Annotated in this window: 29 protein-coding genes and 1 pseudogene; 7 read left to right on the forward strand and 23 right to left on the reverse strand. The window is 62.5% G+C overall.

The annotated features are described in order from the left end of the window. Nucleotides 1-408: 408 nt before the first annotated feature. The gene (mdh, locus tag LGN17_RS03570; protein ID WP_175965817.1) at nucleotides 409-1581 is read right to left on the reverse strand and encodes an iron-dependent methanol dehydrogenase; all 1173 of its coding nucleotides are present in this window, start codon (nucleotides 1579-1581) and stop codon (nucleotides 409-411) included. Between the two features lie 529 nt (nucleotides 1582-2110). Between mdh and LGN17_RS03575 the strand changes: the two are divergent. Then, nucleotides 2111-2377 (forward strand): annotated as a pseudogene (locus tag LGN17_RS03575) (IS5/IS1182 family transposase); the annotation flags it as partial. A gap of 116 nt (nucleotides 2378-2493) precedes the next feature. Here LGN17_RS03575 and LGN17_RS03580 read toward each other — a convergent pair. The 3 genes from LGN17_RS03580 to LGN17_RS03590 all read right to left on the reverse strand — a co-directional run bounded on the left by LGN17_RS03580 (nucleotide 2494) and on the right by LGN17_RS03590 (nucleotide 4334). Further along, nucleotides 2494-3000, reverse strand: a complete 507-nt coding sequence (locus LGN17_RS03580) for a hypothetical protein (protein ID WP_226195176.1) — start codon at nucleotides 2998-3000, stop codon at nucleotides 2494-2496. A gap of 148 nt (nucleotides 3001-3148) precedes the next feature. Further along, the gene (gene yfcF, locus LGN17_RS03585; RefSeq protein ID WP_226195177.1) at nucleotides 3149-3781 is read right to left on the reverse strand and encodes a glutathione transferase; all 633 of its coding nucleotides are present in this window, start codon (nucleotides 3779-3781) and stop codon (nucleotides 3149-3151) included. Nucleotides 3782-3923: 142 nt separating this feature from the next. Then, nucleotides 3924-4334, reverse strand: a complete 411-nt coding sequence (locus LGN17_RS03590; RefSeq protein ID WP_175957648.1) for a TIGR02594 family protein — start codon at nucleotides 4332-4334, stop codon at nucleotides 3924-3926. A 270-nt stretch (nucleotides 4335-4604) separates the two neighbouring features. Here LGN17_RS03590 and LGN17_RS03595 point away from each other — a divergent pair, with 270 nt between their 5' ends. Next, entirely contained in the window at nucleotides 4605-5060 is a 456-nt protein-coding gene (locus tag LGN17_RS03595) for a carboxymuconolactone decarboxylase family protein (RefSeq protein WP_226195178.1), read from the forward strand. Here the strand turns inward: LGN17_RS03595 and LGN17_RS03600 are convergent. From LGN17_RS03600 to LGN17_RS03610, 3 genes are all read right to left on the reverse strand, one after another. Next, entirely contained in the window at nucleotides 5011-5913 is a 903-nt protein-coding gene (locus LGN17_RS03600; RefSeq protein WP_226195179.1) for a LysR family transcriptional regulator, read from the reverse strand. The genes LGN17_RS03595 and LGN17_RS03600 overlap by 50 nt on opposite strands. 190 nt (nucleotides 5914-6103) lie before the next feature. Beyond that, nucleotides 6104-6331 carry a hypothetical protein gene (locus LGN17_RS03605; RefSeq protein ID WP_226195180.1) on the reverse strand — a complete coding sequence of 76 codons (228 nt, stop codon included), beginning with the start codon at nucleotides 6329-6331 and terminating at the stop codon, nucleotides 6104-6106. 42 nt (nucleotides 6332-6373) lie between these two features. Continuing rightward, nucleotides 6374-6634: a hypothetical protein gene (locus LGN17_RS03610; RefSeq protein WP_226195181.1), complete on the reverse strand. Its 261-nt coding sequence runs from the start codon at nucleotides 6632-6634 to the stop codon at nucleotides 6374-6376. Nucleotides 6635-6841: 207 nt separating this feature from the next. Here LGN17_RS03610 and LGN17_RS03615 point away from each other — a divergent pair, with 207 nt between their 5' ends. The 3 genes from LGN17_RS03615 (at nucleotide 6842) to LGN17_RS03625 (ending at nucleotide 10451) form a co-directional block, all read left to right on the forward strand. Next, nucleotides 6842-7753 (forward strand): LysR substrate-binding domain-containing protein, encoded by a 912-nt coding sequence (locus LGN17_RS03615; protein WP_226195182.1) that lies wholly within the window; start codon nucleotides 6842-6844, stop codon nucleotides 7751-7753. A 133-nt stretch (nucleotides 7754-7886) separates the two neighbouring features. Then, nucleotides 7887-9203: an MFS transporter gene (locus tag LGN17_RS03620; RefSeq protein ID WP_226195183.1), complete on the forward strand. Its 1317-nt coding sequence runs from the start codon at nucleotides 7887-7889 to the stop codon at nucleotides 9201-9203. 12 nt (nucleotides 9204-9215) lie between these two features. After that, nucleotides 9216-10451: a metal-dependent hydrolase family protein gene (locus tag LGN17_RS03625; RefSeq protein WP_175965809.1), complete on the forward strand. Its 1236-nt coding sequence runs from the start codon at nucleotides 9216-9218 to the stop codon at nucleotides 10449-10451. Between the two features lie 165 nt (nucleotides 10452-10616). On the opposite strand, the gene LGN17_RS03630 is transcribed toward LGN17_RS03625, so the two are convergent. Together LGN17_RS03630 and LGN17_RS03635 are read right to left on the reverse strand one after the other, a co-directional pair. Further along, nucleotides 10617-10961 carry a hypothetical protein gene (locus LGN17_RS03630; protein WP_226195184.1) on the reverse strand — a complete coding sequence of 115 codons (345 nt, stop codon included), beginning with the start codon at nucleotides 10959-10961 and terminating at the stop codon, nucleotides 10617-10619. Between the two features lie 284 nt (nucleotides 10962-11245). Continuing rightward, on the reverse strand, nucleotides 11246-11659 hold the full coding sequence (locus LGN17_RS03635) for a hypothetical protein (protein ID WP_226195185.1): 414 nt from the start codon (nucleotides 11657-11659) through the stop codon (nucleotides 11246-11248). Between the two features lie 384 nt (nucleotides 11660-12043). Between LGN17_RS03635 and LGN17_RS03640 the strand changes: the two genes are divergently transcribed. Beyond that, nucleotides 12044-12430, forward strand: coding sequence for a hypothetical protein (locus LGN17_RS03640; RefSeq protein ID WP_226195186.1), 387 nt, complete (start codon nucleotides 12044-12046; stop codon nucleotides 12428-12430). A gap of 230 nt (nucleotides 12431-12660) precedes the next feature. Here the strand turns inward: LGN17_RS03640 and LGN17_RS03645 are convergent, their stop codons facing one another. The 11 genes from LGN17_RS03645 to LGN17_RS03695 all read right to left on the reverse strand — a co-directional run bounded on the left by LGN17_RS03645 (nucleotide 12661) and on the right by LGN17_RS03695 (nucleotide 23377). Next, on the reverse strand, nucleotides 12661-13824 hold the full coding sequence (locus LGN17_RS03645; RefSeq protein ID WP_226195187.1) for a hypothetical protein: 1164 nt from the start codon (nucleotides 13822-13824) through the stop codon (nucleotides 12661-12663). A 109-nt stretch (nucleotides 13825-13933) separates the two neighbouring features. Continuing rightward, nucleotides 13934-14761: a DUF6602 domain-containing protein gene (locus tag LGN17_RS03650; RefSeq protein WP_226195188.1), complete on the reverse strand. Its 828-nt coding sequence runs from the start codon at nucleotides 14759-14761 to the stop codon at nucleotides 13934-13936. A gap of 491 nt (nucleotides 14762-15252) precedes the next feature. Then, nucleotides 15253-16041 (reverse strand): hypothetical protein, encoded by a 789-nt coding sequence (locus LGN17_RS03655; protein WP_226195189.1) that lies wholly within the window; start codon nucleotides 16039-16041, stop codon nucleotides 15253-15255. A 104-nt stretch (nucleotides 16042-16145) separates the two neighbouring features. Then, a complete protein-coding gene (locus LGN17_RS03660; RefSeq protein ID WP_226195190.1) occupies nucleotides 16146-18008 on the reverse strand; it encodes a methyl-accepting chemotaxis protein in 1863 nt (620 codons plus the stop codon). Nucleotides 18009-18177: 169 nt separating this feature from the next. Beyond that, complete coding sequence (locus tag LGN17_RS03665) at nucleotides 18178-18852, reverse strand: flagellar motor protein MotB (protein ID WP_226195191.1); 675 nt, start codon at nucleotides 18850-18852, stop codon at nucleotides 18178-18180. A 39-nt stretch (nucleotides 18853-18891) separates the two neighbouring features. Continuing rightward, entirely contained in the window at nucleotides 18892-19656 is a 765-nt protein-coding gene (locus LGN17_RS03670) for a flagellar motor protein (RefSeq protein WP_175952203.1), read from the reverse strand. A 13-nt stretch (nucleotides 19657-19669) separates the two neighbouring features. Beyond that, nucleotides 19670-20911, reverse strand: a complete 1242-nt coding sequence (locus LGN17_RS03675) for a Crp/Fnr family transcriptional regulator (RefSeq protein ID WP_226195192.1) — start codon at nucleotides 20909-20911, stop codon at nucleotides 19670-19672. Nucleotides 20912-21206: 295 nt separating this feature from the next. Further along, nucleotides 21207-21659: a transglycosylase SLT domain-containing protein gene (locus LGN17_RS03680; RefSeq protein ID WP_413227001.1), complete on the reverse strand. Its 453-nt coding sequence runs from the start codon at nucleotides 21657-21659 to the stop codon at nucleotides 21207-21209. A 68-nt stretch (nucleotides 21660-21727) separates the two neighbouring features. Then, a complete protein-coding gene (locus tag LGN17_RS03685; RefSeq protein WP_226195193.1) occupies nucleotides 21728-22111 on the reverse strand; it encodes a hypothetical protein in 384 nt (127 codons plus the stop codon). 14 nt (nucleotides 22112-22125) lie between these two features. Next, nucleotides 22126-22512, reverse strand: a complete 387-nt coding sequence (locus LGN17_RS03690) for a hypothetical protein (RefSeq protein WP_226195194.1) — start codon at nucleotides 22510-22512, stop codon at nucleotides 22126-22128. A 202-nt stretch (nucleotides 22513-22714) separates the two neighbouring features. Continuing rightward, nucleotides 22715-23377 (reverse strand): glutathione S-transferase family protein, encoded by a 663-nt coding sequence (locus LGN17_RS03695; protein ID WP_175952205.1) that lies wholly within the window; start codon nucleotides 23375-23377, stop codon nucleotides 22715-22717. 288 nt (nucleotides 23378-23665) lie between these two features. Here LGN17_RS03695 and LGN17_RS03700 point away from each other — a divergent pair, with 288 nt between their 5' ends. Further along, nucleotides 23666-25021 carry a polyhydroxyalkanoate depolymerase gene (locus tag LGN17_RS03700; RefSeq protein WP_226195195.1) on the forward strand — a complete coding sequence of 452 codons (1356 nt, stop codon included), beginning with the start codon at nucleotides 23666-23668 and terminating at the stop codon, nucleotides 25019-25021. A gap of 106 nt (nucleotides 25022-25127) precedes the next feature. Here the strand turns inward: LGN17_RS03700 and LGN17_RS03705 are convergent, their stop codons facing one another. The 3 genes from LGN17_RS03705 to LGN17_RS03715 all read right to left on the reverse strand — a co-directional run bounded on the left by LGN17_RS03705 (nucleotide 25128) and on the right by LGN17_RS03715 (nucleotide 26536). Further along, a complete protein-coding gene (locus LGN17_RS03705; RefSeq protein WP_226195196.1) occupies nucleotides 25128-25586 on the reverse strand; it encodes a hypothetical protein in 459 nt (152 codons plus the stop codon). Between the two features lie 61 nt (nucleotides 25587-25647). After that, on the reverse strand, nucleotides 25648-25788 hold the full coding sequence (locus tag LGN17_RS03710; protein WP_226195197.1) for an HHHH-motif protein: 141 nt from the start codon (nucleotides 25786-25788) through the stop codon (nucleotides 25648-25650). Nucleotides 25789-26101: 313 nt separating this feature from the next. After that, entirely contained in the window at nucleotides 26102-26536 is a 435-nt protein-coding gene (locus LGN17_RS03715) for a cupin domain-containing protein (RefSeq protein WP_175952209.1), read from the reverse strand. Between the last annotated feature and the right edge of the window lie 83 nt (nucleotides 26537-26619).

The raw sequence follows: 26619 nt of genomic DNA on the forward strand, positions 1-26619 counted from the left end.
CCGACCGGTGATCATCAGGCCACATTTGCCGCAAACTCCGTTGTCGGTTTCCTTGCCGCAGGAAGGGCAAAACCACCGTCCCAGCCTGAACTGCGCCGACTTGCAAGTTGAATAAGGCCCTTTCAGCGCAAGCGTCTCGAATTGCTCCCGAACAGCGGCGCTAAAAAGCGCCTCCGACGAGGAACACCGGAGCTCTCCACTGGTCGTTTCAACGAGTTCGGCGGAACAGTATGGACAGTGCGTAAGCTTTAACGTGCGATCTCGGTGATTGTCGATGATTCCGGGCTTCGTGTCGAACGGCCGCATCGGCCGAACTGAGTCACACAATCCAACACTGTCTGCGTGGCCTAGTATCTCCTGCATGGATGCCGCCCCCTCGCGACGCCACCGGCGAGGGGGCAAGCACGCTTACATGGCCGCTTCGAAGATCGCGATGACCTGGGCCAGCGTCGCCTTGCGCGGATTCGTCAGCATGCAGGCGTCCTTCTGTGCGTTGTGACCCATCACTTCGTGATCCTCAGCCTTTACGCCGAGACCTGCGAGACCCGACGGAATCCCCACCGATGCAGACAGGCGCCGGATGGCGGTGACCGAGGCGCCGGCAGCGTCGGCCATGCTCAGGCCTGCCGTGTTCGCCCCCAGAAGCGCGGCAATCCGGGCGAAGCGCTCGGGCGCGGCGATGAGGTTGAACTCGCACACGTGCGGCAGCAGGATCGCGTTGCACACGCCGTGCGGCAGATTGTAGAAGCCGCCGAGCTGATGGGCCATCGCATGCACATAGCCGAGCGAGGCGTTGTTGAACGCCATGCCCGCGAGGTACTGCGCGTAGCACATCGCCGCGCGTGCCTCCATGGATTCGCCGTTCGCGACGGCCTTCGGCAGCCATTCCCCGATCAACGCAATCGCCTTTTCCGCACAGGCGTCCGTAATCGGCGTCGCCGCGGTGGACACGTACGCTTCCACGGCGTGGGTCAACGCGTCCATGCCGGTGGCGGCGGTGAGCGCCGGCGGCATGGCCACCATCAGGCGCGGATCGTCGATCGCGATGAGCGGCGTGCAGCGCCAGTCGACGATGGCCATCTTCACGTGATTGCTGGAGTTGGTGATGATGCAGAAACGCGTCATCTCCGCCGCCGTACCCGCCGTTGTGTTGATCGAGATCAAAGGCGTCATCGGCACGCTCGACTTGTCGATGCCCTCGTAGTCACGGATATGCCCGCCGCCCGCCGTGACCAGCCCGATGCCTTTGGCACAGTCATGCGAAGAACCGCCGCCCAGCGAAACGATGAAGTCGCAGCCCTCTTGCTGGTAGAGCTTGACGCCATCGTGGACGTTGATGTCGGTGGGGTTCGGCTCGGCACCCGAGAAGATGACCGCCTCGAGCCCGGCCTCGCGGATGTAGCCGGCGATGATGCCGGACACCCCCATCTTGTGCAGGCCGGCGTCGGTGACGATGAGCGCCTTTTTCGCGCCCAGCGATTTGGCTCGCGCGCCCGTCTCGCGCGCACAGCCCGGCCCGATGAGGGTCACACAGGGGATGAAGAAGCTGTCGGTACGGTCGGCGATGCTCAGGTAGCTCATTTTGTCTCCAGTGATGTGGGTTGCTTATGTGGGTTTGCCATGCACACCCGCATAAGCTCATGCACGAACCGTACCAATGCATCGAAGCGAGGATTTTCTGGGCATGCCTGCCGGTTGCGCCTGCCGCGCTGTTTCACCTCGAAGCAATGCAACACGGAAGGTGTTCAAAAATCGGACAGGTGCGCAACGCGGCGAGGTGTTCTCTGGCGTGCGTTTTGCACGCATCGTCGACTGTCGAATCGACGCGTGCGGGACCGGCACAGCAGCCACGCTCTGCGTGCCAAACGCAAAATCCGGCACCGTAGTAGATCGCTATAATCGCGCGCATTCGAATCACGAATCATCTGGCCGCCGATACCAACGTCATCCACTTTCTCGACAAACGCCGTGATGGCCTCGCGTCACCTGGCTGAAGTTCATTTTCCGTGGTGCGGATATTTGACGGCGATCAAATCGGAGCAACGCTTACCTCTCTTGCTGCGTCCGGATCGGATGAGCAGATCATCGTCTCTATGCGCAGCATCGGCCGCTGCACCTGCTGATGGACAAGGCGTACGAAGGCAACGAAACCCGACAACTCGCGCTCGATCCCGGTTTCACCGCGGTCGTTCCCTCGTTGAGTACGCGCGTCGAGCATTGGGAGTACGACCGGGAAATGTACAACCGTCGCAATGAGGTCGAGCGACTGTTCCGTCGCTTGAAGAGCTTCCGCCGCATCTTCTCGCGCTTTGACAAAAGCTATTTGATGTTCATTGCCTTTTTCGACTTTGCCCTGATCGTCGAAGCCCTTCGCTAGTGTGAACACGCCCGAGTCCAGACTTATACAACTGACCACCGGGGTGTGCAGGGTTGACGGGGCACTGAATGGCACCACTGCCCTGCACGATGCGACACCGTGCAAGACAAGGCCTCTCACTTCCCGACGTCGCGTACAACAAAGTACAAGTCTTTGGTTTTCGCGTTCAGCAAGTATCCGCCGTGGACATTCTGATACGCGCCGCTTCGCCCGAGTCCGTCGAAATTGAAGCTCACGCAGAGATAGCGCTGACGGCCGACCGTTGCCATGCTCCACTCGGCCAGCGCGGGATTGAATGCCGTCGGCTTGATTCCACCGTTATTTCCAACGGGTATCGCCGCAGACAATCGGTAGAGCTTGCCTGCGTAGATCAGCGCCTGCGTCGACTTTCCTTCGGCGTAGCCGACGTCAGCACCCTCATGTTTGACGAGGTAACTGGCGTTGAACCCGTCTGCGTAGTCGCCCTCTTGCGACACTTCATGCGTGTCGATGCCCTGGATCGCAATCGCCGGCGAGACGGACTGCGCCATCAGGCAGCTTTTCACCAGCCCATTGCCAGGAGGGGCTGCCCATCCGATACCGGACACGGCCATGATCGCGACCAACAAACCGATCTTCTTCATCGATATTCGTTCTCACGCCGATTCGGCGGGGTGACATGAAGTCGCGCCGACATACCGCTTCTCGATGCGTGCGTGACCGACTGAGCGCCAACTCATCGGCGTGCAGCGCGGGCGCCCGCGCCGCCGCCCCGCCCCTCGCACCCGCGAATCACAGCGGCGGCCGCTTCAGCTTCACCCAGCGCTGCACCGACGGCCGTTCCCACTGCGCACGCGCATAGTCGGCGAGGCGCTGCGGCACCGGATCGTCGTTCAGTACCAGACGGTTCAGCATCACCGCCAGGTCGACATCGGCAATGCTCCATTCGCCGAACAGGTTTGCCGCGCCCGGCGCGAGCAGCTTGTCGGCGGCCGCGAACAGCTTCTGCGCGGCGGCCTGCGCCAGGCTCGACAGCGGTTCGCTCGACGGCCCGTAGAACAGCACTTCGGTCGACCGCTCAGTACGCACCGGCATCAGGTCGCTGCGCAGCCACGCCTGCACCTGTCGCGCCCGCGCGCGCTGGCGCGGCTCGACCGGATAGAGCCGCGTGCCCGGAAAGATCTCGTCGAGATACTCGGTAATCGCCGACGATTCCGACAGCGCGAAATCGTCGTGCACGAGCGTCGGCACGCGTTGCGTCAGCGATGTCGCCGCATAGTCGGGCGCGAAATGCGCGCGGTTGCCGAGATCGACGGTCACCAGTTCGTAGGGCAGCGATTTTTCCTCGAGCGCGACGAAGACCGACATCGCGTACGGGCTCGTGTATTGCGTATCCGCGTAGAGGCGGAGATGACCGGTTTGCACTGCTGGCTCCTTGTGGGCGCGGAGGCCGGCGGCTGCACGTTGATGCGCCGACGGGCTCCGGGTGGGTCGATACGGTTGTGTGACAGGTTAGCAGCGGCCGCAACGTGATGTACGTGGTTTTGTGTGTGCTGTAGCGACGCGGTCATGCGGCGTCGGGCCAGCGGTAGCCGATCACTTCGTTCAACGGGTACGCAAGTTCGCGCACTTCTTCCAGTTGATTGCCGCCGAAGAGATACACCTGTTCGTCGTCGTGACGCAGGTAGAACCCGACATGCCCTTTCCAGCTCGCGGGATCGTCGCGCGTCAGGACGGCGATGCAACCGTAGACCGGGCGTTCCAGCGGCCGCCCCCATTCGAGCCACGAACGCGCGAGCGCAGAGCCCGTGCCGCGTATGCCGACGTGCGTCATGCACCAGTTGACGAACGACGAACACCAGGAAATCTTGTCGTCGTAGCCGACGAGGTTCGTCTGGTTGTTGTATTCGACGATGCGCGGGTTGATGCTGCCGGGCGGGTGGCGGCGGATGCCGAGTTCGGCCATCGCGACGGGCATCCACGGCGGATGGGCGGCGTCCGGTTTGCTCTCAGGGTTGAATAGGGTCACGTCGTTCTCGGGCGAGTGTGATGTGCGGTCAATCTTCGCATGAATGATGCACGGCGACGAGGGTCACCGGCATCGCGACGCGGCATGCATGACCGCCCCTCACGCATTGCCCACTCCCGGTGGGAAATGATCCAACCGAACAGGCGTTTATCAACGCGCCGTGTCGCCCCACACTGCGTTGGTCCGCCGGCATTTCGGCGTTTCCCGACGAGGTCAACGATGACGCAGCCCCTTCTTCCCCGCGACGACACCTACGCACGTGGTCTCGCATTGTTCGAGCGCCTGCACGGCGCGCATAGCGGCAAGGATCTTGCGCAGTCGCGCGAAACGCTCTGCCCGGACTTCCTGACGATGACGATGCAATGGGCGTTCGCCGGCGTGCTGGACCGTCCCGGGCTCGACCTGGCGACGCGCGAGCTGGTCGTGATCGCCAGCTGCGTGACGCTCGGGTATGCGTTGCCGCAGTTGCGTGCGCATACCGAAGCCGCGCTGGTCGCCGGCGCGACGCGCGAGCAGATCGTCGAGACGATCCTGCAGACGATGTTCTACGGCGGCGGTGCGGCCGTGAACAACGCGCTGGGCGTCGTGGCGGAAGTCTTCGCCGCCCTGCCCGATACCGACGGACTCATTCCGCCGGGTCCGCAGCCGCAAAATGATCCAGCGCAAACGCGATGAATGCGCGGAGCTTGGCCGGCGCGCCCGCATCGCGCGCGTAGAGTAGGTAAAAGTCTCGGCCGCGCGACTCGTACGCGGCCAGCAGCCGATGCAGGCGGCCGGCCTCGAGGTCGGCCTTGACGAGCCCGAACGGCTGCAGGATCACGCCGCCGCCGGCCAGCGCGGCCTCGCGCAGCGCGGGGCCGCTATCGACGCGCAATCGATACGCGACAGGCACCTCGATCGCGCCGTCCGGCCCGTCGAATCGCCACCGGTAACGCGGCCCCCATCGCGTATGGCCCAGGCAATCGTGATTCAGCAGATCCTGCGGCGTGATCGGTGTGCCGTGGCGAGCCAGGTAATCCGGCGACGCACACACGACCATCCGGTAGTACGACGGCAGCGGCCGCGCGACGAGCGACGAATCGGCGAGTGGGCCGACGCGAAACGCGAGGTCGATACCGTCGCCGACCGGATCGACTACGGCATCGGTCAGCACAAGTTCGATATCGACGCGCGGGTATTGCGCGAGAAAAGCAGCGACGGCCGGCGCGAGCTGCGTGACGCCGAACGAAATCGGCGCGGCGATGCGGAGGTGGCCGGACGGATCGCTACCGAGTGTCGATGCGGCGTCGTCGGCGGTCTCGACCCGATCGAGGATGTCGCGACAGCGCTCCAGGTAAAGCGCACCGGCCTCGGTCAGATGGTGGCGCCGCGTCGTGCGATGAAGCAGTTTCACGCCCAGGCGTGCTTCGAGCGCGTTCAGGTGCTTGCCGACCATGCTCGGCGACAGGCCGAGCCGCTCGGCCGCGGTGGTCAGACTGCCGGTGCTGACGATCTCGACGAACACCGACATGCTTTCGAAGCGGTCCATGGTGCCTGGGCAGGGTGAAAGGGAAATGGAGGCCGGCGAACGCCGTCACGCGCGCACCGCGGCAATCTTCGCATGAATGCGATCCGCAATTGCCGTAATGGCGTGGCGCAAAAAAAAGCACGGGGAAATCTCCCCGTGCCTTGCTGCTACGTCCACATGCGTCGCGCAGGCATCCCCGCGCGGCCACGCATCAACGCCAGCCGCGGTGCCAGCCGTAGTGCGGATGCCACCATCCCCACCCATAGTGCGGGTGATAGCGCCACGAATAGCCGGGAGCCGGCATCGCGCCGACCGGTGCAACGTAGACGACGCCAGCGGGGGCGACTGCCGGCGGTTCAGCCGGGGCCACCACGCAGCCGGACAGCGACGCGCCCAACAGCAGCGACGCGACCAGGGTGTAACAGGATTTCGTTTTCATCGTTGATCATCCAAACGTCGTGGCCATGTGAGGCGCACAGGGTTACTGCCAGCCGGGATGTCGCGCGCGGTAGTACTCGAGCGCAGCGGCACGCTCCTGCTCGGCTTGCCGGGCCAGTTGCTCCGCACGCTGCATATGGCCGCCGAACTCGCCGCCATGTTCCTGCTGGATGACGTGCATTTCCTCGATGGAGCGCTGAAGATCGTGCGTGGCGGCCATCGCCTTGTTGTGAAGCTCGTCGGCGAACGCGGCATTCGCCATCAAAGCGGCGCACAGAATCACGGGGATGGATTTGAGTTTCATGAGTGCAGTTCTCCGTCTTGTTGTGAAAGGGATTGTTGCTGCAATAGAGAACGCCCCGTCCCGGCCCCCTGTTGACGCCGCATCGCCCACACTTTGTAAATCTGTATTACGCGCCAGGCGGTCGGGCTTTCCCCCATGCGCCATGCTTGTGATTTCCTTTCGATCCGTGTTTATGATGTCGCGAGCCACGAGACCTTCACACCCGCCATGCGCATCACGCCCCTGCCGCCCCTTCAGTGCCTCATCGCGTTCGAAGCCGCCGTGCGGCATGCGAGCTTCACGCGCGCGGCCGCCGAACTGCACCTGACCCAAAGCGCGATCAGCCGGCAGATCCAGCAGCTCGAGGCATTCCTCGGCCGCTCGCTGTTCGTGCGCGAACATCGTTCGCTGCGGCTGACGATGGCCGGCGAGCAATACGCGGCGCAGGTGCACCGTCTCCTCACGCAATGCGCGGAAGCCACGCACGACGTGATGAAGCCCTACGGCGATCTCGAACTGACGATCGCGTGCTCGTCCGGCGTGGCGCTGCTGTGGCTCACGCCGCGCCTGCCCGGGTTTCGCGCCGCGTATCCGGACATCAAGCTGCGGCTGATCGTGCGCGACGGGCTTGCGTCGATGTCGCCGGCGGAATTCGACGTGGGCGTCTACTACGTGCGCCAGCAGGCGCCCGCCGAATACACCGCGCGCCGCCTGTTCGACGAGGAAGTGTTTCCCGTCTGCGCGCCGGGTTACCTGGCCGGCCGCACGCTCGACGCGGCCGATCTCGCGAACGAGACGCTGCTGCGCCTCGAGGACGGGCAGCGTCAGTGGATGTCGTGGTCCGAATGGTTCGACCAGAACGACATCGACCGGCAGAAGGCGCAGCCGCAGGACATCACGATCAACTCGTATCCGCAGATCGTGCAGATGACCATTCTCGGCCAGGGCGTGTCGCTCGGCTGGCGCTACATGATCGACGCGTGCATCGAGGCCGGGCTGCTCGTGCGCGTGACCGAGACATCCGCGAGCCACGGTGGCGGCTACTACGTGATCTCGCCCAACGACCGCGCGCAGAACCACGCCGCACGCCTGTTCACACGCTGGCTGTTCGAACAGGCGGAGCGGCAGACCGCGCCCTGACCCATCCCGCACGCGACGCATGCGTCCAGCGCATGCGTGCATGCGAATCTTTCGTTTCAGAAAAAAATCGCGCTGTCCTTAGCATGGGGTTCACGCGGGGCGCCCGTCCCGGCTTCTGACCAAGGAAGAGACCATGCAAGGAACGCTTTCCCCGCGCGCCGCGCCTGCCGTCGATGCGGCAGTGCAGCAGCGCCGCCGCGCCATCGTCGCGACCGTGATCGGCAACGGTCTCGAATGGTTCGATTTCACCGTCTACAGCTTCTTCGCGGTCATCATCGCGAAACTGTTCTTTCCGACCGGCAACGAACTGACGTCCGTGCTGCTGACCGTCGCGACGTTCGGCGTCGGCTTCTTCATGCGGCCCGTCGGCGGCATCGTGCTCGGCGTCTATGCCGACAAGGTCGGGCGCAAGGCCGCGCTGTCGCTCACCATCCTCATGATGGCCGCCGGCACCGCGCTCATCGGGCTCGCGCCGACCTACGAACAGGCCGGCATCGCCGCGCCGCTGCTGATCGTCGTCGCGCGGCTGCTGCAAGGTTTCTCGGCCGGCGGCGAGATGGGCGGCGCCACTGCGTTCCTCACCGAATACGCGCCGCCGGAGAAGCGCGCGTACTACTCGAGCTGGATCCAGTCGAGCATCGGCTTCGCGGTGCTGCTCGGCGCCGCGACCGGCACCTTCGTCACGACGTCGCTCGACGCGCAGGCGCTGCATAGCTGGGGCTGGCGGCTGCCGTTCCTGCTCGGGATCGTCGTCGGGCCGGTCGGCTACTTCATCCGCAGCCATATCGACGAGACGCCCGCGTTCAGCGCCGTCGAAGCGCAGGCGAAAGAAAGCTCGCCGCTGAAGGAGGTGCTGTCCACCTACCCGCGCGAAACGTTCGCGAGCTTTTCGATGGTCATTCTGTGGACCGTCTGCACCTACGTGCTGCTCTTCTACATGCCGACGTATTCCGTGCGCACGCTGCACCTGCCGCAATCGACCGGCTTCGCGGCCGGCATGGTCGGCGGGCTGATGATCATGTGCTGCTCGCCGATCGTCGGCCGGCTCGCCGACGTGTGGGGACGGCGCGTGTTCCTGTCCGGATCGGCGCTGGCCATCCTCGTGCTCGCGTGGCCGATGTTCGCGTGGATCAACCATGCGCCCGGGTTCACGTCGCTGATCGTGTTCCAGGCCGTGTTCGGCGTGCTGATCGCGACCTACACGGGGCCGATCCTCGCGGCGTTCGCCGAACTGTTCCCGACCAAGGTGCTGTCGACTGGGCTTTCCGTCGCCTACAACTTCGCGGTCACGATCTTCGGCGGCTTCGCGCCGTTCCTGATCACGTGGCTCATCGCCCGCACCGGCAGCAACATGGCGCCGGCCTTCTACGTGACCCTCGCGGCGGCCGTCAGCTTCATCGGAACGCGCTTCGTGAAGGACGCGAAGCGGGCTGCCTCCACGACTCGATAAGGATATTTCCTCATGACCATTACCGTGCTTCAGGGCGGCAACGTTCTGGACCTCGAACGAGGCGTGTTGCTCGAACATCATCATGTCGTGATCGACGGCGAACGAATTGTCGAAGTCACCGATCGGCCGGTGGATTTGCCGAATGCGCAGGTGATCGACGTGCGCGGCAAGACCGTGATGCCGGGGTTCATCGATTGCCATGTGCATGTGCTGGCGTCGAATGCGAATCTCGGCGCGAATGCGACGCAGCCGAACATTCTCGCGGCGATTCGCTCGTTGCCGATTCTCGATGCGATGTTGTCGCGCGGGTTCACCAGCGTGCGCGATGCAGGCGGCGCGGACTGGAGCTTGATGCAGGCGGTCGAAACCGGGCTGGTGTCGGGGCCGCGGATTTTTCCATCGGGAAAGGCGTTGTCGCAGACCGGCGGGCATGGGGATTTTCGGCCGCGCGGGGACTTGCTGGAGCCTTGCTCGTGCTGTTTCAGGACGGGCGCGATTGCGCGGGTGGTGGACGGGGTCGAAGGTGTGCGGCTTGCGGTACGTGAAGAAATTCAGAAAGGCGCGACGCAGATCAAGATCATGGCGTCAGGGGGCGTAGCTTCGCCGACCGACCCGATTGCGAACACGCAGTACGCCGAGGACGAAATTCGGGCCATCGTGGATGAAGCCGAGGCCGCGAATACGTATGTGATGGCGCATGCGTACACGGGGCGGGCGATTGCGCGGGCCGTGCGGTGCGGGGTAAGGACGATCGAACACGGCAATCTCGTGGACGAGGCGGCGGCGAAACTGATGCACGAGCATGGCGCGTTTGTGGTGCCCACGCTTGTCACTTACGACGCGCTGGCCAAACACGGCGCGGAGTTCGGGATGCCGCCCGAATCGGTGGCAAAGGTGGCCTCCGTTCAGCAGAAGGGACGCGAATCGCTGGAGATCTATGCGAACGCCGGCGTGAAGATGGGGTTCGGGTCGGATCTGCTCGGGGAAATGCATGCATTCCAGTGCGGAGAGTTCCGGATCCGGGCCGAGGTGCTGGGGAATCTGGAAGCGCTCAGGTCGGCGACGACCGTGGCGGCGGAAATCGTCAACATGCCGGGGCAGCTCGGGGTGGTCGCGGCGGGAGCAATCGCGGATCTGGTCGTGCTGGACGGGAATCCGCTCGAGGATATCGGCGTGGTGGCCGGTCAGGGCGAGCGTGTCGAATATGTGTTGCAGCGCGGGAAGATCGTGAAAGCGCGGGCGAGTTAGGGTTGGCTCGCGTTTGTGCGGGTCTCTCCGTGTACAGCGGTCGTGACAATCGTTAAAGGTAAGCATCAACACGGACACGGCGCCCGCAATCCCCCCCACTCTCGATTGTGTTCGCGCGGAAACAGCAATCCAGCAGCAAGGGCCGCGCGAAGCGGCCCTTGCCGCTTATGCCTGTTCCTCTTCCTGGGCTGCCGCACCGTAAGGCTGCTCTCGCCAGTTCAGCGCGCTACGATCAGGTTTGATGGTGACGAACCGAAGATCGAAATTGAACTCGAGATATACGCGATCACCTGGTAGGAATCCGAACATCTCGAAATGCGCGTCGATCGCACGCATCCATGGCATGTACGGCTTGCCCTCCTGCGGAAGGTCAGGCTTGTTGTCGAGGATCAGCTCAACCTCGGGATACTGTTTGCGCTTCTTGGGACGTGACTTACTATAGGCGTTAGCCATTTCCGACTCCTTGTGCGAGTTGGTGGTGGTCAGCGGGTCGTATGGGTTGCCGCCCATGCGGCCCGCGCTTCTTTGATGCCTTGGGTTTCCCCTTCTCCCCCTTCGCTGCGTCTTGTTGGGCAAGACGGCTTGCGTTCGACCATCGGTGCGAAGGGGACTGCGTTCAATCTCCGATGGCGAGAAGCAAGGCTTCATGACCAGTGTAGTCGTGCTGGTGTCTCAGAAATGGGGGATTTGGGGGGATTGGCCGTTAGGTAGAGGGAGGTCTGTACGCAGCCTCCGGTCATGTAGCGTAGCCTCGCCGGGGGTCTCTTTCCGTTCGGCCCAGCGGGCTCGAAAAGTCAGCGGATAAGCTGTCCGGAAACCCGAGCCCACGCCGCCCTAAGACGTCGCGCGCGGTCTTCGAAGAGATATGAGGCCGCAAGCGTCAAGAGACCTGAAATTGCCCCCGTCACGATGTGCTCGACATAGGGGATACGGTAGTGACTCGTGTGCGAGTAGACGTCGCCCAACGTTGTCAGGATGCCAACGACCAGCGCATTGCCGTATCGATGTGCGTAGAGTTTCCGCACAGGCGTGAAAGTCAACAGTACAGCCAGGAGTCCAGTAAGCAGGCCCGTATGAATTGCGATAGTCCAGTGGGCAACGCTCATGATATTTCCCCAGCTCCCCGGCATGCAGGTCATGCACGCACTGGTCGGCTGCCAGAAACGCTGGGCAAACAGTCTGACACGATGCTTCCATTCGGTTGACATGATGCTTCCCCATCAATGTCATCGCCACGGCCGGCGCCACCACACGTATCGGTGAAGCAGTTTCTAAACTCTTTAACGAGCTTGCCGCCGTCGTCACGGATGGGTCGGCTGTGCGCCGTATAGGCCGGTCAATAACCTGGACATGGGGGAATACTACTCCACGGTTAGACGGCCGCTGTTTCGAGCGGAGCCGGAGTTCGACTCTTGCGTCTAGCGGTGCGCCCCTGTCCGTGGCGTGCGTCGGACGATGCGCTTGCGAGAGAAATCGATGGGCGGCCTCGACCCTAAACGGTCAGTCGGACTTGCCGTCAGCGGCCATCCAGCGCGGAGCATTGCTGCTGGTAGGATTCACGTCCGGTTGGATGAATCGGAGCAATTCAGCAAATGAAACTCAACATCGAAGGGAAGGCGGAAGTCATCGCGCCCACTCCCCGACAGATCACTCATGCACTGAAATCACTGCGAAGCTATGGCAAGTATTCTTATGCGTCATTGACTGACGCTAGTGGTAGTTATGTGCAGGTAGCGGGCGGCGGCGTAAGTTGCATGATTGAGCGTTTCGACTCCGCTGCACAACGGTGGAGAGCATTCCACGATAAACCGTCACCCGTGCGCCCGGACGGCACCATTCTGGTCTTCCGGGCCGGCAACATTTCGATGCGTTCAGACGAATGGTTCATGGCTGACCAGGTCGTGGAAGTATTTCTGGCCTTCCTCAACGGCGCACCGTATCCATCATTTGTTGATTGGCGACCGGCGCCGGGTTTTTAAGCAGGAAGCCTCCGTCGGGAGACACCCTCGTCGGCTTCTGTGTCTCGAACTGTCAACGAGGTTCGACTGACCGCTTCTGGCCGGCACAGAGCCCGACGGCGGCCGGCTCAGGACGACCCGAAGCAGCCAATCGTCTTTCTCGGAAGCAGTCGCTCGATCTGCTGAGATCTACAGCCAGCGGGAGAGGGGCTGCTGCTTGCGGGAAACTCCAGGACCTGCGGTGGCCGTCGTTAAAATCTGTCCGATGCATACTCTAGACAGCCAGATGAGCAGAAGTATTTTCCGCCTTCATTGAATTCTCCATTTTCTGGATGGTAAAAATCCTCACACTGAATACACCGACGAACAAAGCTATCTTCGTGACAAGCAGTGCATTTCCCGGCATAGAGCTGCTGCTTCTGTTCATTCAAAGCTTCGACAATGTATGTGTGATTATGGCAAATATGACATTTAATCAACCTCACTTCGTGCTCTACGTCAAGAGAGTCAAAGCAGTTGAGGCAGATCAGATACTCCATTCCTTCTGCGCCAACCAGTCCAAAAAATTCTCCGGTTATTACAGTGCGCTGCTGGCAGGCCAAGCAGGGCCTGACATCCATTTTATGCACACTTTCTAGCTGCTTCACGAATCCATGGACGCCTTTTCGCCACATTTTATTCTTCGACATAGCGGAAGGTAAGCCGTAACTCCTCTCAAACAACAGCCCACCGAAATCAGAATGCCATGTGCTATGAATGAAATAAAGTGTTTTTACTACATTTATGGCAAGTTCATCCAGCGAGCCCGTGTGCTGAGCTTTGTGCAGAATCGAGTTTCTGGCATCCAAGAGGTCAACAAGCTCACGCTTCACGCCGAAAGACCATGTCCTCGTAGAGTAGTAAAGATTCAATATCTGAGAAAAATCAATATATTCATTTTGTTCGACTCCATTTTTTTTCTTCCGAATTTGATCGACCCTCCCTTTTTTCGCGAAATAATATTTAAGAAAAAGTTCTAAAGCAATCTGCGCATTGACGGCCGCAAACTTTAAATACTTATGATCCTTATCCGCTCTCCCCAGAAGTTCGAAGGAGAGCATGGAAAAGTCTACGAATCCCTCTTGAAGCTGATCTTCGTTTGGAAGTGATTTCATGTAAGTGCGCAATATCTTCTGAATCTGATTGGGGTACGCCGGCGCGGCGATATATGCAGCCAATAATGGAAATCTGAGGGCTGCCAAACCATCGATGGCTTCGACGTAATCAACTACTGAGCTGCTAATGTAATGGGTGTCGACGATTTCGGACGAGGCGTCGAATGTTCGCTGGTTCCCACACTGCGCCTCACGAGCGATCGCGGCCGTGCTTGTCGGGGCCCATAATACAAAAGCCCTAACCCGACCGTGATGGGACATTCGACTTTTCTCAAAATGGCCTTTGGAATAAGAAAATGCCAGAACCCGAAAATTAGATAAGCCGGCATTGCATGAACGACGACCTATCACCACCCAGTTTGACGAGCGATTATTTTAGCTCAACTGCAGGTGCATTGTTGTCGATTCGAGTTGTTTTAATTTTTTTCCAACCCTCTGACATTCTTCCAAAATACTCTATATAAGGCGTTTCTTTTCGCCGTTTTGCCTCCCGCGTCGCAAATTGCAGAAGATTTGAGTAAAAATAGAATAAACCAATCTTTCTATCATTTGTGTCCTCGGCGTAACGACCCTCTGACGGATTGATAATTCCCTTTCCTAAAATGTAAATACGATCAATTATTTCCGCATCGATACCCGCACCGTCGGCGCATGCTTTATAGCGCAAATATTCATCCTCTAAGTTGCCTTTGATATTGCTGCTGTATGCAAAAATTGATATGAAATATCGGCACTCTTCCGACCCTGGCTCCCGTCCGCGGACATATCGATTTAGCTTGTTACCGAAGGGTTTTAGTTTAAATAATTTTTCTGCTTTGATAAGACAATCTTTATATTCCTCTGTATTGATTGTCGATTTGACCTCCGTAACGGACATCACCGACTCAGCTTGCAAAATCGTAGGCTGCTGATTCAACACAGGAATCCCGTCGATAGATCGGTATATAATGAGATCGCTTTGCGGGCTAACATTACCCTTGGAGTCGATGATTTCCCCAGAGGTGACCGAGAATCGCTGTGGTAGAAGAGATTCAAAAAACTCTTTGATAGGATTTTCGCGCTGCTCGCCCTTGGATAACGCATGTGATATACCGCCCGCCTCGATGAAACCGGCGAGGAACCGCTGGTAAGCCCCCTCCATACGACTTGTAATTTGATGCGCTGGATCTTCTGCACGACTTTTGTAATATCCCTTCATTTTCCATTTCCGTATTTAACAATTTCTGCCCGATGAGACGACAGTAGCCGAACCCACGGCTACGTACGCCCTCAACGCGTAATCTCATTTAAAACACGCACCCACCACTGTTGGAGGTAAAAACCGCCTCACAGAGCTACATCGGCCAAAAGCTGGCGAAATTTAGGGCTCGGCCATAATTCTTTGGGTTCAGCGGAGATGTCAATAGTCGTAAGCTATGTTTCACGGTTTAGGAGAGTTGCCATGTCCGTGACCAATTGTCGGCGATTCTCGCGATGTTGCCGAGCGGCCGGTACTGGCCGAACCCGGGCCACCAACAGGACATCACCAGATGCCATCTCACGTCCGCCATGCTCGACATCGATGGCTGTCCGGTTTCCAGCAGCTGATTGTCAGCGAAGTCCCCAGCACTGTCGAATCTTTCAAAACCCGGGCGAATCCGATCGCCCCGTGATATCACCCGACTCAACGATCATCAAAACAATTGCATCCTATTGAACAACCGCATCGACCATCGCCTGCGCATCGGACACAAACCGTGAATAGCGCCGCTGTTTGGGCAATTGCTGCGAGAAACAGGCTGGCCGCTGTTCCTCGGCCACGTGCTCCGCGCTGCAGGCGGCAATCGTCGGCAACGTCGCATCCCGCCACATGAGATAAACCCGGCTGCCCTGCTTGATCGACACCATCAACGTATTCGGCCCATCCGGCATCCCGTCCTGACTGTCACCCAACAGCAACGCCTTCACCACCGCATCGGCCGGTTTCCGCTTCACCGGCAATTCCGCAAACCGATACTCCGCAGCGTCGCCACCAAGCACGTCGGTGTAAAACGTCTCGTTGTCGAAAATGGCCGCCGTGTCATCCGCCGACTTGATCCCCGCATCCGCCGTCGCCACCCAGGCTTTCAAAAGCGGAACCGTCGTCACGACGAGATTCACCTTCCCGTCATTCGACTCCAATCGCAGTCCATCCGGCCCCGGCGTCATCCCGTTGTCGATGTAGAGGGTGTCCACGGTACTCCCCGCCTTCCCGGAAAACCCTTTCACCCTGACCGTCCCGACAAGCTTAACCAGCCGCGCATTCACCTCGGCCGTGTATTTCTTGTCCAGATCCGCCTGATCTTCCATCCGCGCCGCTGTAACCGCGTCGACGGCTTTCTTCCGATAGGCAAGATAAGAATCGGTAGGCGACGCAATCACCTTCGCCCCCACCGCAGCCACCACCGCGACGAGCACCACCGCCCCCACCCCGATCTTCCACCTGGAAATGCGTTTCATTTTTATAACCGCCACCGAATTTCGCGCCGATATGCAAAACGGCTGCCGTGACCCCACGGCAGCCGTCCCTCAGAAACGCCCTATTCTAAATCGCGAATCAGACTTTATTCATCCACCTTGAAAGCCGACACCAGCCGGGTCAATTCCGCCGCCTGCTGCTTCAAGCTCGCCGCAGCCGCCGCACTTTCTTCCACCAGCGCCGCATTCTGTTGCGTCATCTGATCGAGCGACTGCACCGCCTCCCCAATCTGGTCGATCCCGGCACTCTGCTCCAGGCTCGCCTCGGCAATCTCGTTCATCATCGCGCTCACGCCCTGCACTTGCGACACGACATCGCGCATCACCTTCCCGGCCTCGCTCACCAGCCGCGACCCGGTATTCACCGTGCCCGCGCTATGCTCGATCAGCCCCTTGATCTCCTTCGCCGCCTGCGCGCTGCGCTGCGCGAGATTCCGCACTTCCGAAGCCACCACCGCAAACCCGCGCCCCTGCTCCCCGGCCCGCGCCGCTTCCACCGCCGCGTTCAACGCAAGAATATTTGTCTGGAACGAGATGCTGTCGATCATCACGATGATCTCGGAGATCCGCTGCGACGCGTCGCTGATCTCCTGCATCGTGGTCACGACTTCACCCACCACCTGCCCGCCGCGCGCCGCCGCATCGGAAGCGCCGTTGATCATCTTCGCGGCAGTCGTCGCCGTTTCGGTGTTGTTGCGCACGACGGCCGTGATCTCCTCCATCGACGAAGCCGTGCGCTCCAGGTTGCTCGACTGCCCTTCGGTGCGTTCGCTGAGATCGGCATTCCCGGTCGCAATCTGCGCCGACCCGGTCGCAATCGACGAGGACGCCGCGCGAATGCTATGCACCAGCGTCGACAGCGACGACACGAACCGGTTGAACGCATCCGACAACTGCCCGATCTCGTCCTGGCTCTCGACCGTCATCCGGCGCGTCAGGTCGCCCTGGCCGCTGGCGATCTCCGACAGCAGCGTCGCCGCGCGGCGGATCGGCGCGGCGATCGCGCGGCCCACCAGCCAGATCACGAGCAACGCGACGCCAAGGCCCACCACCGCCGCCACCAGCGCGGCGCTGCGAATCGCACGCGTCACCGGCCCGAGCAGTTCGGCCTGCGGCACCTCGACGACGACATACGCATTCAACTCCGGAATGAACGACGTCGCGATGAAGCGCGCGCCGCCGTCGCCGTTGTAGCTCAGGTACGCATACGGCTGGCCGGCCAGCAGCGTCGACGACGCATCGCCAGGCAAGCCCGGTTGATCCTTCATGAAATGCTTGCCGTCGATCAGCGACGAATCGCGATGCATCATGATCGCGCCGTCGGGACGCACGAGATACGCGAACCCGGTCTCGCCGATCCGGTAAGCAGCGATGCCCTTCGCGAGCGCATCGACGGACAGGCTCATGCAGGCCGCGCCGATCGGCACGCCGTCGAGCTCGACGCGGCTGTTGATGAACATCATGTAGCCGCCGACCGTCACCTCGCGGTCCATGTTCACGTCGAACGCCTTGCCGGACGACAGGAAGCCGGTCAGCCACTGATCCTGGTCGGTCACCTTCCGCTGCAGGCCGGATTCGTTGTAGTAGTTGCCGCTCTTCACGGACACCCACTGCACCGACGCGGCCTTCTGTTCGTCCTTCACGTTCTTCGCGAGCTGGATCCAGTTGCGCGTGCCGGCGTCGGGTTCGCCGTCGGCTTCCCATTGCAGCAGGAACGCATCGCGCGCGAGAATCCGCGATGCGGCGATCGGCCCGGCCATCTGCCGCTGCACGTCGGCGCGGATGCCGTTCACGGCCGTCGGCAGCTCTTCGTGCACGACGCGATCGCGCACCGCGTTGCCGATCAAGCGGATGCTGAGCCCGCTCGAGATCGCGACGAACACGAGCAGGCAACTCGTCATGCTGAGAATCAGCTTGTTCTGTATGGAAAGCTTGCGCCAGAAATGCATGGGGAACCCTCGATAGCCGCTCGGTCTGAGCCAGTTTGGGTTATCGGCATGCACGCGCAGAACCGCATCGCTGATTTCAGATGTTCATCATGCGAGATTCGTTATGGTGTTGTCAGGCGGGCATATGCAGCCGCCTATGGATGCGCGATCAACGAAAATTCAGCGTGAATCAATACGCAACGAAGATCGTGACACGCCGGTTGCGCGCCCGCGCGGCGGCATCGTCACCCGCGACGAGCGGCTGCGTATCGGCCCGCCCGATCGCCGCGAGCCGATGCGGTGCGACGCCGCGCTCGGTCAGGTAACGCACGACGCTCCCCGCGCGCGCCGACGACAGCTCCCAGTTCGATTCGTATTTCGCGTTCGCGATCGGCACGCTGTCTGTGTGGCCTTCGACGAGAATGTCGCCGGTCGCGTGATCGCTCAATGCCTGTGCGATCTGGTCCAGCACGGGCGACGAATCGGGCAGCAAGCGCGCATCGCCGACGTTGAACAGGATCTTCGCGTCGATGCCGATCTCGACGCCATGCGGCGCTTTCACGAGCGAGATCCGGCCGTTCGACTTCAACGAATCGAGCAACGCGAGCCACGGCGGCGAGTGCCCGGGCGTCACGGCAGCGGACGGGGATGCACCCGCCGCGCTTTCGGCATGCCGCGCGAGCGTCTGGTACCGCGCGTCGAGCGCGTTGTACTTCGCGAGCTGAAGCACGTACAACGCGAGAAACAGCACCATCAGCGTCGTGATGAGATCCGCGTATGAAATCAACCAGCGGCCGGATTGCGCGCCTTCGTGTCCGTCGTCGTCGCGATCGGCGGCGGATGCACCGTCAGTTCGAGCAGTCATGCGGTTGGAATTCCGGGTTCGTCGTACGACACACGCGCATCATGCGAGCGATTCGACCGCGCGCCCGCGCACGTCGCCGGTCAGGCGCGTCTCGATCGTATGCGGCGATTCCTTGCGCGAGATCGCCAGCAATCCGTCGAGATACAGCTTGCGAAACCGCAGCTCGCTGTCGATCTGCGCGCGCAGCTTGCCGTACAGCGGCAGGAACACGAGGTTGGCGAACGCCAGCCCGTACAGCGTCGCGATGAACGCGACCGCGATGCCCGGCCCGAGCTGCGCCGGTTCGAGAATATGGCTCGTCACCTGCACAAGCCCGAGCACCGAGCCGAGAATGCCGAACGTCGGCGCATATCCGCCGGCCTGCTGCCACACGCGCGCGGCGGCGAGGCGGCTGCGTTCGTAGGCATCGAGTTCGCGCTGCAACGCGTCCTCGAGCACGGCGGTCGACACGCCGTTCGCCAGCAGTTCGAGCCCGCGCCGCGCGAACGGATGGATGCCGCTCACGTCCATCGATTCGAACGCGAGCAGCCCGTCGAGCTTCGCGCGGTCGCCCCATTCGAGCAGGTCGGACAGGTTCTGGCGATCGACTTCGCGCGCACGGACGAACGCGAGCCGCAGCTGTTTCACCGCGTCGAAGAAGCGCGCCCAGGTGTTCTGGATCATCACCGCGCCCAGCGTGCCGCCAAGCACGATCACGAGCGCCTCGAACTGGAACAGCATCGAGAAATGCCCGCCTTCCAGCGCGAAACCGAACACGATCGCCGCGCCACCGAGCACCACACCGGCCAGGGTCAACAGGTCCATGCGCGCCCCCTCGTCATGCATCCGATGCCGACGCGACCGGCGCGATGGCCGCCGCCGGCGCCTTCGCCGCGCGAACGGCATCCAGCACGCGCCGCTCGATGTCCTCGATCTCGACCGGATCGAGCTTGAGCTCGCGGCGCATCACCCACGACACCTCGTTGCGCCGCGCCTCGGTCATCACGGAGAACAGCTTGTCGGCCACCGCGCGATCGTCGAGATTCGCGATGAGCTTCGCGAGATCGTAGGTGTCGAATGTGCTGATGACATCGAACAGCGTGCGCTGGTCGATCGACACGAGATCCTCCAGCGAGCGCACCTCGCCACGACGCGCATTGCGCCGCGAGAAGTACGCGACACCCTTCTGCTCGACGTAGCTGAGCACCTTCGATTTGCGGAACGCAAACACTTCGTCGGCGATCTCGCCGTTCGACAGCTTGTTGAGCAGGATCGCCTTCTCGACGCCGATCAGCGATTCGAGATCGGCCAGCTCGATGAGTTCGAGTTCGCTGTTGATCGACAGGTCGAGATCGTGATCGGCCACCTGCTGTGCGCGATCGATCACGCGCGCGGCGTCGAACGTGACGACCTGGCGTGCGTCCGACGACGCCGCATAGTCGGTTGCCCCGCCGGAGAGGTCCGTCTGCGCGGCCTCGATCGTGACGAGATTGAGTTTCTCCATGCGTCGCAGCATCGCGAGCACGTGCGGCCGCGAATGGCCGGCAATCGCGCGGCATTTGCGGATCACTTCGGCGAGCGGCACCGAGGTTTCGGCTGCATGGGCCTGCATCGGCCGGCGCGTCCAGGCGTCGCCGCCATCGCGCGCATCGGCGCCCGCCATCAGCGACAGCACATGCGCATACGACAGCACGCCCGGCATGAAATCGGCGTGGGTGTAGGTGGCGAGCTGGTCGTCCTTGCGCTTCACGCGGCGAATCATCGTCCGCACGATATGACGCAGCAGCGCCGACACGCGCTCGATTTCCTCATCGAGCATGCCGGCCGGCACGACCGTGAGCTGACAGAATGAAAGGGCCTTCGCGGTATGGGCGCGCGGCTCGGCCGCGAGCAACGCCGATTCCCCGAAGAACTCGCCGCGGCCGAGTGTCGCGACGACGACGCGCTTGTCTTCGCATCGCGTGGAAAGCTCGACCTTGCCTTCGGCGATCAGAAAGATGACGGGCTCACCCGCAAAGCCCTCGGAGTAAATGATTTCCCCTGGCGCCGCCGTACGCGTCCACGATTGCTGACGATTCAAGTCGATTCCCCTGCTGCGCTGACTTACTTGTGCGGCTGCGCGTCGCGCTTCATGCTCGATCATCGCCGCCGTTCCCCGTGCTCCCGTTTACGACACACGCGGCAGGGTTCTTTAACGTCATCACAGGGATGCCCCGAGCAAAACTTGATGCAAATCGTTTGCGCTGCGGATACGGCACGATGCATCCGGGAAAACGACGAGACACCGCACGTTCCCCGGATCGGCCAGGCCCGCCGCGATCCTTACTTCCGGCCTTCAACGCACACGCATGCGAGCACGAGCACGAGCACGCGGCTCACTCGTGCAAGCCCCACGACACGAGCACCGCGTGGATGTTTCGCGCGTATTCGTCCCGATAGCGCGGCGTTTCCGAGTGATACGCGCCGACCGCCTGCCAGGTGTTCCCGTAGCGGACCATCTTGCGTTTGAGCATCCACGCCGCGACGTAGAGGTTCACGCACGCGTCCTTCAGCGCGCCCGGCGGTACGCCGTTGCGGCGCAGCTCGCCGAAGTGCACCGAGTTGATCTGGGTCTGGCCGACGTCGATGCTGCCGTCCGCGTTGCGATGCACGGCGCTGGGGTTGCCCTTCGATTCGTACCAGGCGATCGCGCGCAGGATCTGCGGGTTGACGCCCTGATAGCCGGCTGCGCGCTCGAAGCATTCGCCGCCGGGCACGGTGTCGTCCGCACGCACCGGCGTGACGGCGAGTGCGCTCAGCAACACCATCGCGAACCCCAGCCACGGCATGAAGCCGGGCCGCATCGCGACCATCCGGGTGCGGGCCGTCACGTATCCGCCGCTTCGATTCCGCAGGTTCATGGCGTCATCGCCAGCGCAGCTGCACCGGCCCCCGTCGTGTGTCGCTCGTGCGCGCTCTTCGCCAGCGCGTCGTCGAGCTTCTTGTCCTCGGCCGCGAGCGCCGCGCGCGACTCGTCCGTCACGACGAGACGCACCTGGAATTCCGGCGCCTTCTTCGCGGGCGATGCGTGGCGCAGCCGCTTCGCATGACGGCTGGCCGCCGGCGCGGGCGCCTGCACGTCATCGTCGCCGCCCGCCCCCGGCGGCAGCGACGCGAACGGCGGCAACGGCGGAAACACCTGATTGGCTGCGGCAGGGGCAAACGGCGCGCCGTCGCCCGGCGGCGTCGCAAACGCGGTGCCGCACACGAGCATGGCGGCACAGATCGACAGTCGTAGCATCGCGGGATCTCCTGTTACTGGGTCGGTCCGACCTGGACGCTGTACGGCCGGCAACTGCCGGCCGCGACGTTCTCGACGCGTACCGACGCAGCACGCGGCGTCGTGACGCCGCGCCGGATCGACTGGTTCAGGTAACCGAAATCCTGCGGCAGCGCGGCCACGCGAATCGTCATCGGTTGCGATTGCTTCGATGCCAGCGCACCGACCTTCGCGAGCAATGCGGTCAGTTGAGGATCGCGCGCGCCAAGCGCATCGGCCGGTATGACGAAATCGACGAGCGATGTCGACGCGGCAGGTGGGTCGGTGTGCGCATTCGCGTCCTGGCGTCCGGGTTGAAGTTGGGCGCAGCCGGCTGACATGGCGAGCGCAGCGGCAAAGACAAGCATGACGAACGGTTTCACGTGTTTCTCTTGCGGTCACTGGACCTGCGTTATCGGCACCGTTCCCGCGATGTTTACCCCGACGAAATGCGAGGCCCGCCGCACGGGGCCTCACGCCGTGCGTCGATTCGTCCGATTTAAGCGCGCTTTGGTCAGACGCCATTCATCCGATATTTCAGCGCGTCACGCGATACTGCGTGTGCGCCGCACGTGATCCGGCGCGTCAGAACTCCATGTCGAGTTCGTCGATGTCTTCGTGCTCCGCCTTCGCCGCAGCGATCCATTCCGCGACGAACGGATGCGCGAGCACCTGCATGCAGTACTCGGCGATATCGGGCTCCAGTTTCACGTCGTAGGTCAGGAAGCGCGTGACGACCGGCGCATACATCGCGTCGGCGATGCCGATCTCCGCGCCGAACAGCCAAGGGCCGCCGTACGCGGCCAGGCACTCGCGCCAGATCGTCACGATCCGCTCGATGTCGTGCTGCGCGCGCGACCAGATGCGGAAGCCCGGGAAATGCGCGCGCAGGTTCATCGGCAACGCGGATCGCAACGCGCTGAAACCGGAATGCATCTCGCCGCAGATCGACCGGCAATGCGCGCGTGCTTTCCGGTCTTCAGGCAGCAGCCGCGCCTGCGGCCGGATTTCGTTCAGGTATTCGGCGATCGCGAGCGTGTCCCACACCGTGTTGCCGTCGTGCGTCAGGCACGGCACGAGAATCGACGGCGACAGCAGCAGCAACTCCGCGCGCGACGTGGCATCGATCGGCACGCTGACCGTCTCGAACGTGAGGCCGCTCAGCTTCGCGAGCAGCCAGCCGCGCATCGACCACGACGAGTAATTGCGGCTGCTGATGGTCAGCGTCGTCTGTCCGGTGACTTCCATGTCGCTCCCCTGTTCAAAGCCGTTCGTGCCCCTGCACCGAAACGGATGCCACGCGGCATCGCCCGCACCATGCCGGTGCGGCGCATTCGCCGAACTGGCGCAGCACCGCACGCTGTCGCGGCACGTGCCGCACGCCAGGCCGGCCGGGCAACGCATCGCGCGCGGCTGCCGTGTGTGGCGTGCCACCTGCGTTGCCGCGCTCCCGAATCGCGTGCAACGCGCGTGCCAGCCGCGGGCTGGCACATCGCTTGCCTCGTTCCATGCAACGCGGCACAACGAGCGACAGCCATGAATCTGCTTGCCTATCCGTTCTACCAATGGTCTGCAGAATGCACGCGCCCGGCGCGCGCATGGGCCGCTGCCGCCCGCGCGACGATGTCGCTGTGGCCGCCCGCCACCTCGACGCCGACCGGCCGCATGCTCGACGCGCTGTGCGAACTGCTCGAATGCTGCGCGTTCTCGCATCGGCGTCCGCCGTTCGGCATCGCGTCGATCGTCGTCGACGGCGAGACGGTGCCGATCGTCGAGGAAGCCGCCGCGGCGACGCCGTTCGGCACGCTGCTGCATTTCCGCAAGGCGCTGCCGGTGGCGCGCCAGCCGCGCGTGCTGATCGTCGCGCCGATGTCCGGGCATTTCGCGACGCTGTTGCGCGGCACCGTGCGCACGATGCTGGCCGACCACGACGTGTACATCACCGATTGGCACAACCCGCGCGACATCCCGCTGACGGCCGGACGATTCGGCTTCGACGAATATGTCACGCATGTGATCGACTTCATCCGCCAGATCGGCCCGGATGCGCATGTGCTCGCGATCTGCCAGCCGACCGTCGCCGCGCTCGCGGCGGTCGCGTTGATGGCCGCCGGCGGCGATCCCGCGCAGCCCGCGAGCCTGACGCTGATGGCAGGGCCGATCGACTGCCGCGTGAATCCGACGAAGGTCAACGCGCTCGCGACGAGCCAGCCGATCGAATGGTTCGCGCGGAACCTGATCAGCGTCGTGCCGGCGGGCTTCGTCGGTGCGCAACGCTGCGTGTATCCGGGTTTCGTGCAGGTCGGCGCGTTCATGTCGATGAATCCCGATCGCCATGCGGCGTCGTTCGCCGACCTGTATTACGAGCGCGCGAAAGGCGACCCGGCAAAAGCCGACACGCTGCGGCACTTCTACGACGAATACTTCGCCACCGCCGATCTCACCGCGGAGTTCTATCTGGAAACGGTCGAGAAGGTGTTCCAGCAATATGCGCTCGCGCGCGGCGAGCTGACGGTCGGCGATCGGCTCGTCGAACCGGCGGCGATTCATCGCACCGCGCTGTTGACGATCGAAGGCGAGAAGGACGATATCTGCGCGGTCGGCCAGACGGTGGCCGCGCAGGAGCTGTGCTCCGGGTTGCCGCCTTACCTGAAGACGCACCACGTGCAGACGGGCGCAGGCCATTACGGCGTGTTCAACGGCAGCCGCTGGGAAACGCAGATCTATCCGATCGTGCGTGCGACGATCCACGACAACGAGCCGTACGATCGCACTGCCGGTGCGGAAGGCAACGCAGACGGCACGCACTACGTGACGCTGCGCGCGCTGCTCGATGCCCGCGCAGCCGCGCACGATGCGGCGGCCGATATGCCGTCGCATCAAGCCCACTGAACGCATGCGACGCCGAAAATGAAACGCCCCGCCATCGATGGCGGGGCGTGCGTGGCTGCAGCGTGCGGACGACGCGCGAGAAAGCGGCCTCGCGCGTCAGCCTGCGTTACGAGCAGGCCTTGCCGTGCGATGCGTGGTAGCCCTTCGCCTTCGCATCCGCTTCCGACATGTAGCTGCCGTGCTTCGTCTTGCCGTAGTACTTGTCGGTCGAGCAGTGGTAGACCTTCGTGCTGTCGTTCGCCCACACCTTGCCCGGGCCGCCGCCCGGCGCTGCCGCCGCGGTCGTTGCCGCCGCGCTCTTCGCCGGTGCGGTGCCGGATGCAGGAGCGGCCATGGCCGGCGCGGCGGCCGGTGCGCTCGCGGCTGCCGCCGACGATGCGCCGTACCAGGTCTTCACGCCCTTGTGGCCCGCGCATGCGCCCTTCTTCGACGCGCCCGAGTAGAACGAGCCGTCCTTGCACAGACCGGTCGTGCCGGCCGGCGCGCTGGCCGGAACCTGCGCGAACGCACCGATCGACATACCCATGCCGGCGACCAGCGCGGCGATCAACATCGTTTTTTTCATGGTCCTCTCCTGATTTGCCTGAATGAAGAATGCGTCCCGGGTATCCCCGGGAACGTCGCGGTTATCGCACCCAGTGGCACACGCGATGGTGGTGGTGGTGATCGAAGTGGCACACACGGTGCGGATGGGCTTCGGCAAGGGCCGGCACGAGAACGGCACAGGCCACGGCGGTAGCCGTCAGGATCTTTGCGATGCGCTTCATGGAACTCTCCCGGGTAGGTCAACCGGTGATCCGGCTGGTACCTCGTTAACGCCGGTCGTCGACAAGCCGTGCACCGCGTTCACGCTCAATTGACGATTTTTGACAACGCAGCGCCGTCGACGCCTCGAAGCTGACGAATGTCTTTCTTTCCTTTCCGAACCTTCAGCATTTCGATCGTATGGAATTCGAAAGAATGTGGAGAAGGGGGAGCGGATCGCACGGAAACCTCCGCGGAAGGCGCAACAAAAAAACCGCCCGAAGGCGGTTTGTCACGAACAAGCGTACCGGCGATGCATGCGGAAACACCGCGCGGCTACGCCCCCGCCTCTCCCCACGGCGTCGGCGGCGGCACCGCGCACGGCCCCTCGACATCGATCGACTTGAAATCGGCGGGCCCGACGATCTCCAGGTATTCCATGTCCGGCGAGTAGTCGAACAGGTAGTGGACGATCCCCGGCGCCTGGTGCACGCAATCGCCGGCCGCCACTAGCGTCTCCCGTTCGCCGTACATGAAGCGCGCCCAGCCCTTCAGCATGATCACGATATGGAATTCGGCCTCGTGACGGTGCCAGCCGGTGCCCGCCTCCGGTGCATGATTCGCCCTGACGAGTTGCGCGAGAACCTTGCCGTTCGTCGCGGCCGCGATGCCGAGATCGCGATACAGGAAGAAGTCGCGCAGGCCTTCGCCGACAAAGGCGGTGTCCTGCGGCTTCACATGGGAAAAAGCGGTGGAGGTCGGTGTGCTCATCGCGGTGCTCCTTCATCGACAGGATCACGCGTGACAAGCATTTTGCGTTCCAGTGTGCGGCGTCGCGGACGATGCGCGACGCC

Source organism: Burkholderia sp. AU30280, assembly GCF_020420125.1.
Lineage (GTDB): Bacteria > Pseudomonadota > Gammaproteobacteria > Burkholderiales > Burkholderiaceae > Burkholderia.